Source organism: Ruminococcus sp. (assembly GCF_019417665.1).
In the GTDB taxonomy this organism is placed as follows: domain Bacteria; phylum Bacillota; class Clostridia; order Oscillospirales; family Ruminococcaceae; genus Ruminococcus_C.
The window spans coordinates 1-16009 of sequence record NZ_DXUU01000018.1; the positions used below are offsets into that span (position 1 = coordinate 1).

Below are 16009 nucleotides of genomic sequence, written 5' to 3' on the forward strand. Positions count from 1 at the left end.
TAACGGCAAAATTTGCCGAAAAGACGTGCGAAAAAAGATGCTGAACAGGCTCTAAATACACTTGAAACGGTTCTGCTTCTGGATCGCCAGTGATAACTGTTTCGGAATTCGAGGGTCTGTAATACAGAGATTCTTATCAATGCCAGTTCCAAGAGCAATATCTGGTTTGACGCCAGGTCCATGAAAGTCGGAACCGCAGGTATACAGCAAATCATGCTTTTCCGCCAATGCCAGATAGCACGCCGTTTGCCGAGATGTGTGACGACTGTAATAAGCTTCGATGCCCTGCAAGCCCATTTCTTTCAATTGAACCAGCAATGTATCCAATTCCTGTTCCGCCAGCTTCAGCTGATGAGGATGTGCCAGAACAGCGACACCCCCAGCTTCCCGGATAACCCGGATACCATCAGCTGGCAGGGGCTTCGGCCGTTCCACACGGGCATAAAATTCCGGCGTTGTCAGATAGCGATCAAAAGCATCCTGTACGGATGATGCATAGCCTTTCTCTACAAGTGCCCTTGCGAAATGCGGTCTGCCTGTGGTTCTGCCATCATTGCAGCGGCGTACATCCTCCAATGTCATATTTACGCCATGATCCTGAAGATATGCCAACATTTTACCGCAACGCACCTTGCGATCCCTAGTATGCTTAGAACAGAATTCCAACAAGCCCGGATCGTAGGGATCAATGCCATACCCTAAGATATGCAATTCCTTTCCGCCCTGTACACTGATTTCTATACCCGGAAAAAATGTGATGCCATAGTTTGCGGCAGCTTTTGCAGCGGCAGCAATACCAGAAACTGTGTCGTGATCTGTGACGGCTGCCGCTGTGATCCCTGCCTCATGTGCCATACGGATGGTCTCCTCTGGAGAAAATTCGCCGTCAGAACAGTTGGTGTGAATATGCAGGTCAATCATATGCCTTCTCCTCTCCGGTCAGGATATCTTTAAAATATTCCGATTCTGCAAAAGTGTCTGCATCACAGAGTACAAGCACCTGAGTGTGATCAGAAACCTCTGTCAGTTCCTCCAAAGTATGTTCCATACAGGTCACATCAATGATGCATATCTCGCTGTAATGCTGAAGCAAAAAAGGAATCATGCAGTCTGCATAGGAATCTTTGAGAAGCAGCAGCTTCTTCTGATTGTCCAGATTTGTACGGATCACCAGCCTCTCACAATCCTGCCCCAAATAAAAGGCATAAGGGTCTGCCTGGCTATCTGTTGGTATCTCATACAGCTGACGTTCCTCCTTTGTGCCGTCTGTCAAATAAGCTGTCATTTCTGTGACACTGCTGCCGGACTCACAGGTGTACACATCCAGAATATCCGGCGTCACTTTTTCATAGAGACAGGCGTCGTACAGACTACCCCGAAAGGAATCTACATGAATGACAGCATACTGGTCATAGGCAATGGGTGCAAATCCCATTTTTTGAATAGCATTCCGGTAGACACAATAGGCACCATAGCCGCTCCAGCGAGGATCTGTCCGGTTATAGATATAATCTTCCGTTGCCGTAAAAAGGACATGGTAAACGTCGATCTTCCGGATGGGCGAGGAGATCTGCTGATAGAATTTGTCAATCTCCGGCATCTGGGAGGGATAGGACATTCCCTCCAGAAGTGTATCTTTATAAAATTCTCCTGCCGACGGTACAGCAATGACACAGGTAGGGATCTCATAGACTGTATAGAATTGATTCAGAAGCGATGCCGTTTCGGACAGCTGTTCAGCATCCAACTGTTCGGGGCATTCCAAAAGCCGTTCCTCTGTCAGATAGACATCTCCTACCCGGTTTCCGCCAGCTGCCGCAATGCAGTTTGTCACTGTCCGCACTAACGTATTCCGTCCGGGAACACGATGAGAAAGCATGCTGTCTGCCATCTGCTGCAAAGAAGGAGAACAAGTTTTCAGCATTGTATCCGAATCACTGCGTTGTCCAGAAATACAAGCGCATATGAATGCTGAAATACCAAATACAAAAAGTATCATCCAAAGCAAAAGTCCAGTCACTCGCTGGGCAGCTGCTTTTTGTTGGGCTTTGGTCTGCTTTTTCCAGCGGCGAGGTTGTTTGACTTTCATAAATGCACCGCCTTTCTCACAGCATCAGCTGCATTTCTACCGTACCGCCAGTACTGATCAATACCGCAGTACAGCAGCACAGCAATAACAAAACTGCCGCAACTGTCAGCGGGATCCGTATCATCCGATACCAGGACTTTTCCTCCAATAGACAAAGTACTGTCCGCCAGTTACCGGACGCTGCATACACAGACAGTAAAAGTACCAGACCATAGCTGAAAAGCAAGTTCTTGTCCGCTTCGCCGGGAGTGAAATGTCCCATCCCGAACATTACATTCAGATATTCACATGCAGAAGTCATGTCCGGCTGGATCAGAAGCACTGCACCTATTGAAAGCAGCAGTGCAGTAATACCATAGCGGATACCCACATAACGTTTACTTTGACCGATGAGATGCTCCATCCAGATACAGAAACCAATGCCTAGCCCGAAAATCAGGGTCGGCAGCCGGAATCCATACCACAAGCCTACACAACCCCAGGTGATCGTTACGGCAAATAAATGCAGCAATTGATTTTTTCCATGAAAACGTGTCCCAACATAATGGGAGAACCACTGTACCACCGTACGGTTCCACTGATCGGCAAATTTTGTGACTGAGGGGAAAAACAAAGATTTTCCATAGCTTTCCGGCAGATGTACTCCATAACATAGCGCCAGACCGATTGCCATATCTGCATAACCGGACAATTCCAGATACAGGGATACCAGCTGTGCCAATGCCCCAAGCCATACCGCAATAATGGAGTAGCCTGAGGGATCTACCTGATTCACTGTCTGAAACAGCATCCCCACATTGTCTGCCAGGAGCAGCTTTTTCCCCAGTCCCACCAAAAAACGGGTCATGCCTGCGCCGATCTGCTGCATGGAAAAAGTCGGCTCACACAGAGATTTCAGTGCCACAGGATATGGTACCACTGGTCCCATGATCAGACGTGGATAAAACAGCATATACAAAAACAATTGCCGCCAATTCCGCTCTGCATAATATTTTCCCCGGCGCACATTTGTACAATAGCCAATACCCTGCAAGACAAAGAATGCCAACCCCAGTGGGAAGAGATCCTTTCCGTGCAGCAGAGAAAATTCCCACGATTGCATCCAATTACTGCGCAGGAGGATCAATGCACTCAGATACACAAGAACCGTTCCAAACAGCACCAGTCCAGATAATTTTTTTCGGGTGCGCAAATGCTCCAGCAGCAATCCGATACCATATGTGGCAGCAGTGAGCAAGAGTAATACCAATGCTGCAAGCCATCCGCCGCCCAGCAGAAACAGCACGCTGATAGCAAGCATGACATCCCGTTTCCAGCGCTGCGGCGTCAGGTGATAGATTCCCAGGGTCATGGGAAAAAACAAAAAAAGAAAGGTGAAAGAAGCAAATTGCATGGATAATCTCCTGTGTTATATAGTTTCCAACAGCTGTGACAATTCCTGTTTTGTCATCATGGTATTGAGTACCTCCAGCAGAGAGGCTGCGGAAAGCAGATCCGGCAGTCCCAGCTTTTTCTGGAGGGCTTTCCGGCGGGACTTGCTGTCTGCACTACCGGAAAGGCCCAGTTCATACAAATCGTAACGAGTCAAGGGGTCAGTTTTTTCTGGTATCTCATCTGTCAGCACACCTGCCTTTGCAAAGGCGTCCAACAGACGTTTTTTGTCGATGCCCTCAACGCCGAGCTTTCCCTCCGCAGAAGGCTTTTCCTTGCGGCGTTCCTTACCATAGATATCGGGAATGTATACATGAGAAATCGTTCCGTCATGAATAGCGCCTTTCAGGTAATTGCGGATCTTGAACCCGGCGGTATCAGAATCCGTCAAGATAATCACACCTGTCGTCTTGGCATAATAACGGATCAGTGCCATCTTTTCCGGATCGTGAAAAATCCGGAATCCATTTGTGACAAGGATCACCGCATCCAGAATAGACGACAACTTGATCTTGTCATATTTTCCTTCTACAATAATTGCCTGTGCGATGTGTATCATTGTCAACCTCCTGCAATGGCAAGCATTTTTACAATTGCCGCTTCAAGCAAAGTGCGCTCCTCTGCGGAAGTGGAATTCAGTTCCACCTCCAGATCTCGGAGCACCCGGATGCAAGCACGAAGCCGTTCCGGCGGCAGACGACGGCAATCCCGAAAGGCATTCTGCACCATAAAATCAAAGCGGTAGCCGAAATCCTGCTTCATATCCCCTGGCTGTTTTCCGGCACGCAATGCCGCTGACGCCCGGTACAAATCCAAAAAGGATGAAGCAATGGCGTGAACAATAAATGTCCGGTTGGTACGCATGGCATAAAGTTTATCCAGTTCTTCCATTGCCGTCTTGGGGCGCTGGGAAACAACAGCTCTGGCGAGATTAAAGACGGTAGTCTCCAGCTGCGGTGAGGTTACCTCCCGTACCATGGCAACAGTGATGGTATTTCCCTTGTCTGCATAAGCGCAGAGTTTTTCCAGTTCACTGCGCAGGATCAAGGTATTCCCCATACAGAGCCGCACCAGTTCTTCCGCACTGTCCGGCGGCAGGATACAGCCTCGTTTTTCCGCCAGTCCGGAAAGTTCCTTTGCAAGCACTGCCGGCGTTCGCTGTACTGCTTCACAGACTGTACCGTACTTTGCTACACAGTCAATGAGCTTTTTGTTCTTGCCTTGAGGTGTTTTTTTGCCATCCTTGGGGTCAAAGCCGGTAATATCGAAAATCAGTACTGTTGCACCGCCGATCTCAGACAGCAGTTCCAACAGCTGTTTCATCTGATCTTCCCGGAGAGAATCGGCATTCAGGTCATGTACCTGAATGCAGTTATACGCCGCAAACATGGAAAACTGCCGGGAAGCGTCTTCCAGTTCTTTCAGTTCCAGCTTCTGCCCGTCAAATTTCGTCAGCGCCATATCTGCATTGCCGCCAGTGGCTTTTTTGACAAGCGCTGCCGTCAGCTGGCGCACCTGCACCAGATCTGCACCGTAGATGTAGTAGAGGTTTTGCAGTCCCCCCTTGCGAATCTGGGCAGCGAGCTGTTTTGGATCACAGGTTGGCATGGTGAATGCTCCTTTCATTTTTTAAATGCTTCTAATTCTTCATATGGAATCATAACCTCAAAGTGATCTCCCAGAGCATATATTAAAGAAATACTAATACCAAGTTCTTTTTCTGTCATAAAAATGGAATATTCATCGTCACGCATGTCGTCTTCATTCAGTGCATTCTGCACATATTCTGCTGCTTGTGTGATTTCTTCCGAAGTTTCTCCATATTTCTCCGCAAATTGTTCCGGTATTTTTTCCTGAATCAGCTGCACCAAATCACTGTTTACAGTATATAAGTCCGACATAGAAATAAATTCACCAGTATGCTTGTCAATTGTCAAAGCCTGAAAATAGTTCGTAGGATGCGGAGTTCGTTTATGGTTATATAGTCCATCAAATGTAACACTAAAATAATCAGCATCATTTCGTACAATGGTATATTCCACTTTCATTGCACAATCTGTATAAACATCGTTATCCCATACCCATTCTTCCGGAGACGCTTTCATTTCTCCAGAAAAAGCACCGTTAAACCAGTTCTGGATTTCATCCTGCACAAAGGACGTTATCTGTACATTCACTTTTTCCGCATTTTCTGTTGTTTCTTCCAATTGAGGATAATGAAAATAGATCCGATTTTCCGCCGATTCCTCCTTAGCACAGTACGAAATCGTATTGTTGTTTTCAGATGTACTGCTGGATGTTTCATTTGAAATCTTAGTGCATCCACAAAACAGCGCTGCAACTAGCCCAAAACATATCCAGATTTTTCTGTGCTTCATATCAATTTCTCCACATTCCACGAACCATCTTCCCTCACCCGGATACACAAAGACGTCTCCTTACAATACGTCTGCTCTGGCAGTACATCCGCCTCACCGTTCCATGCGGTACAAATGACACCATCCCATGTGCCCTCGGGCAATTCTGACAGCTTCGTGCCAATGCAGAATCGCAGTGTTCCATACTCGATCTCCACAACGCCATTTTCCAGTGTAATCGCATATTGCATATCCCTGAGCACCAGCGCATCTGTCTGCTGCGGTATCGTTCCCATCAATTCTGCATCCGGCGGAATCCAGCAGTCTGTAGGGACTGCCGTTTCCTCTGCCTCCACAAATCCCAGCGTTGTGGGATAGGCAATGCGCATCTGGTCAGCACGTTTGGTCAGGCAGAGAGAATCCAGCCGGCGAATGCCACGCTCCGACAGATATGCCTGGACATAATCCGGGTTCTTATGATGCCCTGTCAGGTCAATGATATCTGTCTTTCCGTGATAGGTCACCGCCAGTACCATCTCCTGCTTCTGTCCCAGTACCGCAATGGTAAAACTATTGCGTTCGCCCAGCCGATACACCATTTGTCCTGCAAGAAGAATCACGAATGACAATACCAGTGAACCTGCCACTGCCCGGCGGCCATGCTTCTGGAGAAAGATCAGTAACACAAAGGCAGTAAGGAGTCCTGTCAGTATTGGCAGCATATCCCAACCAGTGGGAAACATGACAGGTACCAGTTCCCGCAAACCGTAAGCGAAGAGCATCAGCAAATCGTACAGCCAGCGCAGCAGCAGACAAATAGGCTTCGCCACAAATCCCACGCCGCCAGTCAGAAAAATACCAAGAGACAACGTCAGCATCAGGGAACAAATGGGTACCAACAGAAGGTTTGCCACTGGAGCAGCAACAGAAACCTCCCGGAAATAGAACATGGTCACCGGAAAAATACACACAGAAACACAGCCTAATGCTGTCAGCCGCCGGAATATGCTCATGGGAAATTTTTTCTGCTGCATTTTCTTTGTCAGCCAGGGTGCAAAGACACCGATCCCGAAAGTCCCTGCCATAGACAGCAAGAAGGAGGCATCCAGAATAAGATAGGGATTTCCCACAGTAAGAAGAATTCCAGCGAAGCACAGAGAATTGCACGTATCCCCACGGCGGAAAAAGAGCGGTGCACTTTGCATCAACAGATACATGATTCCAGCACGGACAATAGAAACAGGCGTTCCCACCATCAGCGCATACAACAACACCCATATGCCAGAACTGCCGAAACTCAGCCAGCGATGCAAATGCAGCCGCCGACAGAACCACATCCAAACGCTCAGCAATAACACCAGATGCAAACCGGATACAGAAACCACGTGGCGGATACCGTGATGGGTCATAAGCTGGTCAGTCTCATGAGAAATAGTTTCCTTTGTCCCCAGCAGCATAGCGCTGACCATACCACCGGCATCTGTTCCGGCAAGAACACAGATACGGGTGGAAATGCGCTCCCGGTATGCCTGGAGCATACGGATAAGCTTTCCGTTTTCTGTCGGGGTACACTGCACAAACGCATCCGAGGATGCTTCCAGGAAAATACCCTTCGCCTGATAATATGCCTTGCTGTCCCAGAGATAATTCACCTCTGGTGTAGAAAATTCCCCGGCGACATCCAGTTGGTCGCCATATCTCGCACCCAGATCGCTTGTATAGACCAGAATCTTTGCAGAAGTGCCGTCAGCAAATTCCCCTTTCACCTGATAGGAAGCCCGGTCATTGTCATAAACGGTAACAGAAGCCACCTTACCAGAAAAAGTTGCCATGGTGCCATCGTGTGCGGCAACAGGTGCGTAGACCAGTGCCGAATACGCCATCACAGCACCAACTGCCGCCGTCAAAGATATACCAATACAGAGTGCCTGTCCAGTGGTAATACGCCGGAATAGACGGAATGCTCCCAGCAGCATAAAAGCCGCCGGAAGCAGACACATCGTCACGGATGTCCGGCATGTCGCTCCGAGAAACAGCCCCGCAAGCCACGGAATGCCGATCCATACCATCGTCCGTCTCATATCTGCCCTGTCCTCAATCCTTGAAGAACAACGGCAGTTGTTCCAGATAAATCAAATCATCACGGGAAGCAGCGTCACCCTCTGCCAGTGGTGCAGCGTTACCAACGATCTCACCGCCTGCTGCTTTTACCAGCTGCTGCAATGCACGCAGAGATTCTCCAGTGCTGACTACATCGTCTACGATCAGTACACGTTTGCCCTTCATCCACGCCGCTTTATCGCCGTCCAGATAAAGGGTCTGAACCGCTGCCGTAGTAATGGATTTCACCTGCACAGACAGCACATCCGTCATATACCCTTTCACAGATTTTCGCGCTACAATATAGGGCACATGCATCTGCCGGGACATTTCATAAGCAAGGGGAATACCCTTGGATTCTGCCGTAAGAATATAATCACACGCCGGCACCCGTTTCGCCAGTTCTCTGGCACATGCCTCTGTCAGTTCCACATCGGAGAACAGAATAAAGGCTGCAATATCCAGCTTTTCACTGATGGAGCATATCTTCAGCTCCCGTGTCAGCCCAGCAATGTGCAGCGTATAGTATGCCGCCATAGACAGTACCTCCTTATTCTTCCACCGGCTGTACTGCGTCAGCACCCCAGCCCATTTTCACGCCTGCAAGCATATGAAAATGCAGATGGAATACGGTTTGACCGGCATTTTCACCGCAGTTTGTGACAATACGATAGCCATCCTTCAAGCCCTGTTCCTCAGCGATCTTTGCAGCGACTTCGTAAATATGTCCTACCACAGCGGAATTTTCCGGAGTGATGGCTGCGGCGCAGCAGATGTGCTGCTTCGGAATCAGCAGATAGTGAATCGGTGTAATAGGGTTGATATCCTTGAACACATAAACCGTATCGTCCTCATACACCTTTGTACTGGGGATCTCCCCAGCAATAATTTTACAAAACAGGCAATCCTCCATGATGATTCCTCCTCAAATAAATTCCTTGACAATGCCCTCCAACGCCATGAGTGCTTCGTCTACCATATAGGTCTTTCCAACACCTGCCATAGCACTGTCCGGCTTTCCGCCGCCCTTGCCGCCGGTAACAGCAGCCACACGCTGTACGATCTTTCCGGCATGTGCACCCTTTTCACGGGCTGCCGCAGAGCAAGCGCATACCAGATTCCCCTTTTCACCGTTGACGCTGGCGAGTACAGCAATGACCGGCCCCTTCATATCCTTAATGGTATCGCCCATCTTACGCAGTACCTGAGGAGTCGTGCCGTTCAGCATTGCAGAAACGATCTTTACGCCGCTGATCTCCTTGGCATTGTCAAAAATTGCTGCCATCTTTGCATCAGAGATCTTCTGATTCAGAGATTCGATCTGACGATCCTTTTCCTTATTTTCAGCCATCAACGAAGCACAATGTGCTGCCAGATCTGTGGTATTGCTCAGCTTCATTGCCTTTGCGGCAGACGCCATGGTCTCCTCATAGGAAGCCAGCAGTTCCAGCACGCCGGTACCTGTAACCGCCTCAATACGGCGCACGCCGGATGCCACAGAGCTTTCCGACAGAATGCGGAACAGTCCCAGCTTTGCCGTATTGTCCACATGTGTACCGCCGCAGAATTCTACGGAGTAATTCTCTACACTGACAACCCGGACAATATCACCGTACTTTTCGCCAAACAGCGCCATTGCACCGATCTTGCGTGCTTCTTCAATGGGCAGCTCCTGGGTCACAACCGGAATTGCCGCCAGGATCTTTTCGTTGACGATTGCTTCTACCTGCTTGATCTCCTCATGAGTCATAGCTGTAAAATGGGAGAAGTCGAACCGGCAGCGGGAATCGGTTACCAGCTGACCAGCCTGGTGCACGTGGTCACCCAATACGGTACGCAGGGCTGCCTGAAGCAGATGTGCTGCGGTATGGTTGCGCATGGTCTTTGCACGCTTTTCTGCGTCAATTCTCGCAGAGACCGTATCGCCTACACGCAGTTCACCCTCGGTCATAACACCCAGATGCAGGAAATGTCCGTCCTCCGTCTTGCTGGTAGTCTCTACCTGGAATGTGCTTTCTGGTGTGCTGATCACACCAGAATCGCCGATCTGTCCGCCGCTTTCTGCATAGAACGGTGTCTTGTCCAGAACAATCACCACCGGTTCACCCTCTGCGGCAGCTTCCATAGGCTGGCTGTCGCGGAAAATGGCAACGACCTTGGCATCCTCTTCGGCAGTGTGGGCATATCCTGTGAAAGCAGTAGCAGGTGCTTCGATCTGAACGCCGCCATCTGCCCAGGAAGAGCCTGCCTTGTTCATATAGTCCTCACGTGCTCTTGTACGCTGCTCGCCTACAAGTTCTGTGAAACGTTCCCGATCTACAGAGATGCCCTGTTCTGCGGCAATTTCCTCTGTCAGGTCGATGGGGAAACCATAGGTATCACTGAGCTTGAATGCATCCTCGCCGGATACCATAGTGTTACCCTCTGTCTTCAGCTGTTCCAGAATACTGGACAGCAAATCAAAGCCCTTGTCGATGGTCTTTGCAAAGGTCTTTTCCTCTTCCTCCACGATCTTGCGGATATATGCCTTTTTCTCCTCCAGTTCCGGATATGCGCAGGCATTCTCCTGAATCACAGTCTCTACGACTTCATAGAGGAACGGCTTTTCGATGCCGATCAGTCTGCCGTAACGTGCCGCACGGCGGAGCAGACGGCGGAGTACATATCCACGACCTGCGTTGGATGGCATAACGCCATCACCGATCATAAAGGTTGTGCTGCGGATATGGTCAGTAATGACACGCAGTGCCACATCTGTTTTTTCATCTGCGCCATATGTTACATTGGCAATGCGGCACACATGCTTCATGATATTCTGTACGGTATCTACCTCAAACAGATTGTCTACACCCTGCATGACACAAGCCAGACGTTCCAGCCCCATGCCAGTATCAATATTCTTGTGTTCCATCTCTGTATAGTGACCATTGCCGTCGCTGTCAAACTGGCTGAATACCAGATTCCAGACTTCTACATAGCGGTCGCAGTCACACCCCACCTTGCAGTCCGGCTTACCGCATCCCTTTTCTGGGCCACGGTCGAAATAAATTTCCGAACAGGGGCCACAGGGACCAGAACCATGTTCCCAGAAGTTATCTTCTCTGCCCAAACGTACCATATGTTCTGGGGATACGCCGATCTTCTGTGTCCACATGTCATAGGCTTCGTCATCATTCTCAAAGACGGAAACATAGAGTTTGTCCTCCGGCATTTCCAGTACCTTGGTGAAGAATTCCCATGCCCAGCTGATCGCTTCGATCTTGAAATAGTCACCAAAAGAGAAATTGCCCAGCATTTCAAAATAGGTACCATGACGGGCAGTCTGTCCCACTCGCTCAATATCCGGGGTACGGATACACTTCTGACAGGTCGTCACACGAGTATTCGGCGGAACTGCCTGACCCAGAAAATACTTTTTCAACGGTGCCATACCGGAATTGATCAGCAGAAGGCTCTTGTCCCCCTGGGGAATCAGCGAGAAACTGGAGAGACGAGTGTGTCCCTTGCTTTCAAAGAAAGACAGATACTTTTCTCTTAATTCATTTACACCTTGCCACTTCATTTGAATAAAAACTCCTTTATTTAAAATAGAAAAAGGCCGTCGCCGCCAAATGGGACGAAGGCCTTCGTGTTACCACCCAAATTCGGAAATACAATACATTTCCCTCGATGCACTATAACGCAGTGCCTGCGTTCTGATTTCTCAGAAAGGCTCACGGGGAGCACCTGTATCCTGCTGAGACGTTTCCACCAAACACGCCCTCTCTGCACAGCAGAAGCTACAGTTATTCCGTTCATCGCCATAAAAATATTCGCAAGTCTTAGTATAGCAAATTTTATGCGAAATGTCAACGATTTTTTTGTGAAGTCTTCCTTATACGATCAGGAATTCTCCTGATTTCTGCGTTCCAGTAGTGCCTTGATCTTAGCGTTGGGGTCAATGACATTACCGATAGAAACATCGTGATTCAACGCGGCAATGAAGTAGGAAATATACTTCGAGCAGTCCACCTCGTGGAACCACTCCCTGGACAGAAGTGCTTCGGTACGATAAGTCAGATTGGTACTGAACACCGCATTGATATAGCCGTCCTCGTATGCCTTATCGAATTTCTCCATACCATTGACAAAGAGACCATAGGTCGCATAGCAAAATACCCGGCGTGCCTTGCGTTCTTTCAACGCATAGGCAATATCCAGCATAGATTCACCGGACGAAATGATGTCGTCTGCAATAAAGACATCCTTGCCCTCAACAGAATTGCCCAGATATTCATGTGCCACGATGGGATTGCGGCCGCTGATGATCTTAGAATAATCCCGGCGCTTGTAGAACATGCCCATCTGTACGCCCAGCATGGAAGCATAATACATATTACGGTTCAGCGCACCCTCGTCTGGACTGATGACCATAAACTCGTCCGGTGTAGTTTTCAGATGCGGCACCGTCTGAAACATGGTTTTCAGTACCTGATAGGACGGCATCATATTATCAAAGCCCATCAGAGGAATGGCGTTGTGCACTCTCGGATCATGTGCATCTACGGTCAGGATGTTGGAAACACCCATCTGTGCCAGTTCCTGCAATGCGCAGGCGCAGTCCAGAGATTCCCGGTAGTTCCGGCGGTGCTGACGTCCGCCGTAAAGGATCGGCATAATCACATTGATTCTATGCGCTTTGCCGCTGGTTGCCTGAATGATGCGTTTCAAATCCTGATAGTGATCATCCGGGGACATGGCATTCATCTGATCGAACATCTGATACTTAATGTTATAATTACCCACGTCCACAATGATGAACAGATCCTTGCCCCGGATGGTAGACTTGATCAGTCCCTTTCCGTCGCCAGAGGAAAACCGAGGGCACTCGCACTCGATCAGAAATGTATCCACGTCATAACCGCCCTTGTGTGCCCAATCGACCAGATAGTCATTGATCTTAGCTCCCAGTTCCTTTGCGCCGTCCATAGCGATCAGTCCCAGAGGGGCTACGCTGTTTCCGTGGTTGAACAAAATGTCTGATGCTGATACCATAACTCAAATACCTCTTTCTATTTCAATCACCGCACCGGCACATTTTCGTCCGGTTTCCGGCAAAATTATCCCTTGCAGAATTTGTCGATGTAATGCTCAATGTCAGCGGCAATAATCTCCTTTGCTGCATAGACATCTTCCACTTCATCTACCGCCGTGGTCTTATGTTCCAGTTCTTTATACACCTGGAAGAAGTGTACGATCTCTTCAAAAATATGACGGGGCAGATCGTCGATGTTATGATACGTATTATAAGTCGGGTCGTTACAGGGAATCGCAACGATCTTGTCGTCACGCTGTCCGTTGTCGATCATATGAATCACGCCGATAGGATAGCAATGAACCAAAGTCATAGGATGGATCGTCTCTGAGCAAAGCACCAGCACGTCCAGAGGGTCACCGTCATCTGCAAAAGTCCTCGGAATAAAACCATAATTTGCCGGATAATGAGTCGAAGTGTAGAGAATACGATCCATTTCCAGGATGCCAGTCTCTTTGTTCAGCTCATACTTGACCTTACTGTTTTTCGGGATCTCAATTACCGCAACGAACTCGTCCACTGTAATACGCTTCGGGTTAATATCATGCCAGATATTCATGGATCTCCTTTTCCTTTCCGTCAGAAGCATTGTCCCTCAGCTGCACAGACTGCCGCCCGCTGAAAGACCTGTACTTATTTAGTATACCATTTTTTATGGTTTTGTCAATACAAGCCGCCCCGTTTTTTGTGATTTTCTATGTTTTTTGCCATTTTAACCGAAAGCAAACAAAAAATATGGAACGGATTTTGCGGAAAAGTCATATCATACACTTGCCAAATGGGGAAAAAAATGATATAATGAAAAAAATGTAAAGAATGATAAAATGACCGGATTTTCTGGTCTTTACAGAATATAGAGACAAGTTTTATTTTTCCAGGAGGTTCTCATGCCGACAGCTGCAGCACAATCCAATACACTCCTCGCTTCCATTCTCGCCGAAGTACGCAAAGCGGTGGTGGGAAAAGATCTGATCCTGACAAAAGTACTTATTGCATTTCTCGCTGGAGGGCATGTTCTCATGGAGGACATGCCGGGTGTGGGAAAAACCACACTTGCCATGGCGTTTTCCCGGGCACTGGGGCTTTCCTGCCGACGTGTCCAGTTTACTCCGGATGTAATGCCGTCGGATCTGACAGGATTTTCTGTTTATGAGAAAGAAACAGGAAAATTCATCTTTCAGCCAGGCGCACTGTTCTGTCACCTGCTCCTAGCTGACGAGATCAACCGCACTTCCAGCAAGACTCAAGCGGCACTTCTGGAAGCCATGGAAGAGGGTAATGTAACAGTAGAGGGCAAAACATACACACTGCCAAAACCCCATCTGGTCATTGCCACCCAGAATCCGCTGGGGTGTGTGGGCACTCAGTCCCTGCCGGAATCTCAGCTGGATCGCTTTCTGATGCGGCTGCACATGGGCTATCCCCAGATCCAGGAGGAAGTCGCCATTCTCCGGGGAAGAGCTGTCCAGAATCCTCTGGAACAGATACGCCCGGTGATCACTGCGGAACAACTTCTGCTGCTGCAACAGCAGGCTGCTTCGGTCTATGTGGACGATCGACTCTATTATTATGCCGCATCCATTTCCAAGGCAACCAGAGAGCATCCCCAGATAACGCTAGGAGTCAGTCCACGGGGCACTTTGTCACTGGTACAAGCGGCAAAAGCAATGGCAATGCTTCGTGGGAGGGATTATCTTCTGCCAGATGATATCGTTCCCCTTTGCGAGGATGTGCTGGCGCATCGCCTCATTGTCAAAAACGGTACATCGCCAAAACAGATCCTAGAAGAGATCATCCGCCGGGTTCCTGTTCCGGCGCCGGACAAACGGTGACGCTTATGTGGTATGCAAAATTGCTGTACTTGCTCCTGACAGGCATCGTCTATTTGTTTTCTATGCTCTATCTCCCGGAATTTTCCATCTATCTGCTGATCAGTATGCTGCTCCTGCCCCTGGGATTTTTTGTAATGGCGCATTATACAGGAAAAAAACTGACGATACAGATGACCGTGTCTGCTGCATCGATGCATCCCGGCGAAACCTCTTCCTGTACCGTCCTTCTGCGAAATCCCACCCGGCTGCCCATCGGTACAGTGAAGCTCATACTTCAAGGAAATAACATGGTACTTGGGGACGGGGAGGCATGGGAGTTCCAGACTGCTGTTCCGGCAAACGGTACAGCACGGTTGACAGTCTCTGTAGAACCAGAACACTGCGGAGAGATCCGCCTTGCACTGATGGAATTTCGTGTATTCGATCTGCTGCATCTGTTTTCCCACCGAAACGCTGTGGTTCAGTCCCAAAGCCTTCTGGTTCTGCCCCTTGTTCCACAACCTGGAGAAAAGGCACATATTTCCGGCAGTCAAAATCAAACGGCACAGATGCAGCTTACTACAGAGCCAGAAGAATTACTGGGTGTGCGCAGCTATCGGAATGGTGACCGAATGCGTGCGATCCACTGGAAACTCAGCAGCCGTTTCCCAGAACCAGTTGTCCGAGAATATGGCATTCCTGTCAAATCACCGATAGTTCTGGGGTTTCTCTATGCTCTGCATCCCCAACCGGCAACATCTGGTGACAGACTGGATGCCATGCTGGAAGCACTAACAGCCTTTGTTAAAATGGCTTGCAGTGATGACAACTCTGTTACCCTGCTGATCTGTTGGGAAACGCAGTGCCAACATTATATTCTCTCCGAACCAAAGGAACTGATGCCTATTCTTCGTTCCCTTCTGGCATCGCCGCCAGGAACGAACCCTTCCGCCTGTTGGAACACGCTGGAACAAATCGGTGAACAGATCCCATTCTGCATTGCCGACAGCATCGCTGTACCGCCGGAAGATATGACAATCTTTTTCGCAGATACAACATCTGCCGGAAACGGTGGATGGACAATTTCACCCCAACACGCAGCAGAAACAGTATATCAAGTTCTCACAGGCTCCCTCACATGAAAAGG

At 48.9% G+C, this 16009-nt stretch carries 14 protein-coding genes; 2 read left to right on the plus strand and 12 right to left on the minus strand.

The genetic code is table 11. The features are described 5' to 3' along the window. Positions 1 to 51: 51 nt before the first annotated feature. The 12 genes from QZ375_RS06375 to QZ375_RS06430 form a co-directional block, all read right to left on the minus strand. The gene (locus tag QZ375_RS06375; protein ID WP_295216981.1) at positions 52 to 921 is read right to left on the minus strand and encodes a PHP domain-containing protein; all 870 of its coding nucleotides are present in this window, start codon (positions 919 to 921) and stop codon (positions 52 to 54) included. After that, positions 914 to 2089, minus strand: coding sequence for a DHHW family protein (locus tag QZ375_RS06380; protein ID WP_295216983.1), 1176 nt, complete (start codon positions 2087 to 2089; stop codon positions 914 to 916). The genes QZ375_RS06375 and QZ375_RS06380 overlap by 8 nt, the downstream gene beginning before the upstream one ends. Before the next feature lie 16 nt (positions 2090 to 2105). Then, positions 2106 to 3482 carry an MBOAT family O-acyltransferase gene (locus QZ375_RS06385; RefSeq protein WP_295216986.1) on the minus strand — a complete coding sequence of 459 codons (1377 nt, stop codon included), beginning with the start codon at positions 3480 to 3482 and terminating at the stop codon, positions 2106 to 2108. A 15-nt stretch (positions 3483 to 3497) separates the two neighbouring features. Further along, positions 3498 to 4079 (minus strand): DUF4093 domain-containing protein, encoded by a 582-nt coding sequence (locus QZ375_RS06390; protein ID WP_295216989.1) that lies wholly within the window; start codon positions 4077 to 4079, stop codon positions 3498 to 3500. A 2-nt stretch (positions 4080 to 4081) separates the two neighbouring features. Then, positions 4082 to 5128 (minus strand): DNA polymerase III subunit delta, encoded by a 1047-nt coding sequence (gene holA, locus QZ375_RS06395; RefSeq protein ID WP_295216992.1) that lies wholly within the window; start codon positions 5126 to 5128, stop codon positions 4082 to 4084. A 14-nt stretch (positions 5129 to 5142) separates the two neighbouring features. Further along, positions 5143 to 5898: a hypothetical protein gene (locus QZ375_RS06400; RefSeq protein ID WP_295216995.1), complete on the minus strand. Its 756-nt coding sequence runs from the start codon at positions 5896 to 5898 to the stop codon at positions 5143 to 5145. Further along, positions 5895 to 7958: a ComEC/Rec2 family competence protein gene (locus QZ375_RS06405; protein WP_295216998.1), complete on the minus strand. Its 2064-nt coding sequence runs from the start codon at positions 7956 to 7958 to the stop codon at positions 5895 to 5897. Before QZ375_RS06405 ends, QZ375_RS06400 begins: the two co-directional genes overlap by 4 nt. A gap of 13 nt (positions 7959 to 7971) precedes the next feature. Then, positions 7972 to 8514, minus strand: a complete 543-nt coding sequence (locus QZ375_RS06410; protein ID WP_295217001.1) for a phosphoribosyltransferase family protein — start codon at positions 8512 to 8514, stop codon at positions 7972 to 7974. Between the two features lie 13 nt (positions 8515 to 8527). Further along, positions 8528 to 8890 carry a histidine triad nucleotide-binding protein gene (locus QZ375_RS06415; RefSeq protein WP_295217004.1) on the minus strand — a complete coding sequence of 121 codons (363 nt, stop codon included), beginning with the start codon at positions 8888 to 8890 and terminating at the stop codon, positions 8528 to 8530. A gap of 12 nt (positions 8891 to 8902) precedes the next feature. Beyond that, a complete protein-coding gene (alaS, locus tag QZ375_RS06420; RefSeq protein WP_295217006.1) occupies positions 8903 to 11539 on the minus strand; it encodes an alanine--tRNA ligase in 2637 nt (878 codons plus the stop codon). A 320-nt stretch (positions 11540 to 11859) separates the two neighbouring features. After that, the gene (locus QZ375_RS06425) at positions 11860 to 13011 is read right to left on the minus strand and encodes a ribose-phosphate pyrophosphokinase (RefSeq protein WP_295217009.1); all 1152 of its coding nucleotides are present in this window, start codon (positions 13009 to 13011) and stop codon (positions 11860 to 11862) included. 65 nt (positions 13012 to 13076) lie between these two features. Beyond that, the gene (locus tag QZ375_RS06430; RefSeq protein ID WP_295217011.1) at positions 13077 to 13610 is read right to left on the minus strand and encodes an inorganic diphosphatase; all 534 of its coding nucleotides are present in this window, start codon (positions 13608 to 13610) and stop codon (positions 13077 to 13079) included. Between the two features lie 328 nt (positions 13611 to 13938). On the opposite strand from QZ375_RS06430, the gene QZ375_RS06435 reads away from it, so the two are divergent. Beyond that, the gene (locus QZ375_RS06435) at positions 13939 to 14883 is read left to right on the plus strand and encodes a MoxR family ATPase (RefSeq protein WP_295217013.1); all 945 of its coding nucleotides are present in this window, start codon (positions 13939 to 13941) and stop codon (positions 14881 to 14883) included. Positions 14884 to 14888: 5 nt separating this feature from the next. Further along, entirely contained in the window at positions 14889 to 16004 is a 1116-nt protein-coding gene (locus QZ375_RS06440; RefSeq protein ID WP_295217016.1) for a DUF58 domain-containing protein, read from the plus strand. Positions 16005 to 16009: the final 5 nt, after the last annotated feature.

Bases quoted from the DNA above. Each gene is read 5' to 3' on its own strand.
- QZ375_RS06400 (WP_295216995.1), bottom strand. From the start codon at position 5,898: ATGAAGCACAGAAAAATCTGGATATGTTTTGGGCTAGTTGCAGCGCTG.
- QZ375_RS06440 (WP_295217016.1), top strand. From the start codon at position 14,889: ATGTGGTATGCAAAATTGCTGTACTTGCTCCTGACAGGCATCGTCTAT.
- QZ375_RS06385 (WP_295216986.1), bottom strand. From the start codon at position 3,482: ATGCAATTTGCTTCTTTCACCTTTCTTTTTTTGTTTTTTCCCATGACC.
- QZ375_RS06410 (WP_295217001.1), bottom strand. From the start codon at position 8,514: ATGGCGGCATACTATACGCTGCACATTGCTGGGCTGACACGGGAGCTG.
- alaS (WP_295217006.1), bottom strand. From the start codon at position 11,539: ATGAAGTGGCAAGGTGTAAATGAATTAAGAGAAAAGTATCTGTCTTTC.
- QZ375_RS06390 (WP_295216989.1), bottom strand. From the start codon at position 4,079: ATGATACACATCGCACAGGCAATTATTGTAGAAGGAAAATATGACAAG.
- holA (WP_295216992.1), bottom strand. From the start codon at position 5,128: ATGCCAACCTGTGATCCAAAACAGCTCGCTGCCCAGATTCGCAAGGGG.
- QZ375_RS06415 (WP_295217004.1), bottom strand. From the start codon at position 8,890: ATGGAGGATTGCCTGTTTTGTAAAATTATTGCTGGGGAGATCCCCAGT.
- QZ375_RS06425 (WP_295217009.1), bottom strand. From the start codon at position 13,011: ATGGTATCAGCATCAGACATTTTGTTCAACCACGGAAACAGCGTAGCC.
- QZ375_RS06380 (WP_295216983.1), bottom strand. From the start codon at position 2,089: ATGAAAGTCAAACAACCTCGCCGCTGGAAAAAGCAGACCAAAGCCCAA.
- QZ375_RS06430 (WP_295217011.1), bottom strand. From the start codon at position 13,610: ATGAATATCTGGCATGATATTAACCCGAAGCGTATTACAGTGGACGAG.
- QZ375_RS06405 (WP_295216998.1), bottom strand. From the start codon at position 7,958: ATGAGACGGACGATGGTATGGATCGGCATTCCGTGGCTTGCGGGGCTG.
- QZ375_RS06435 (WP_295217013.1), top strand. From the start codon at position 13,939: ATGCCGACAGCTGCAGCACAATCCAATACACTCCTCGCTTCCATTCTC.
- QZ375_RS06375 (WP_295216981.1), bottom strand. From the start codon at position 921: ATGATTGACCTGCATATTCACACCAACTGTTCTGACGGCGAATTTTCT.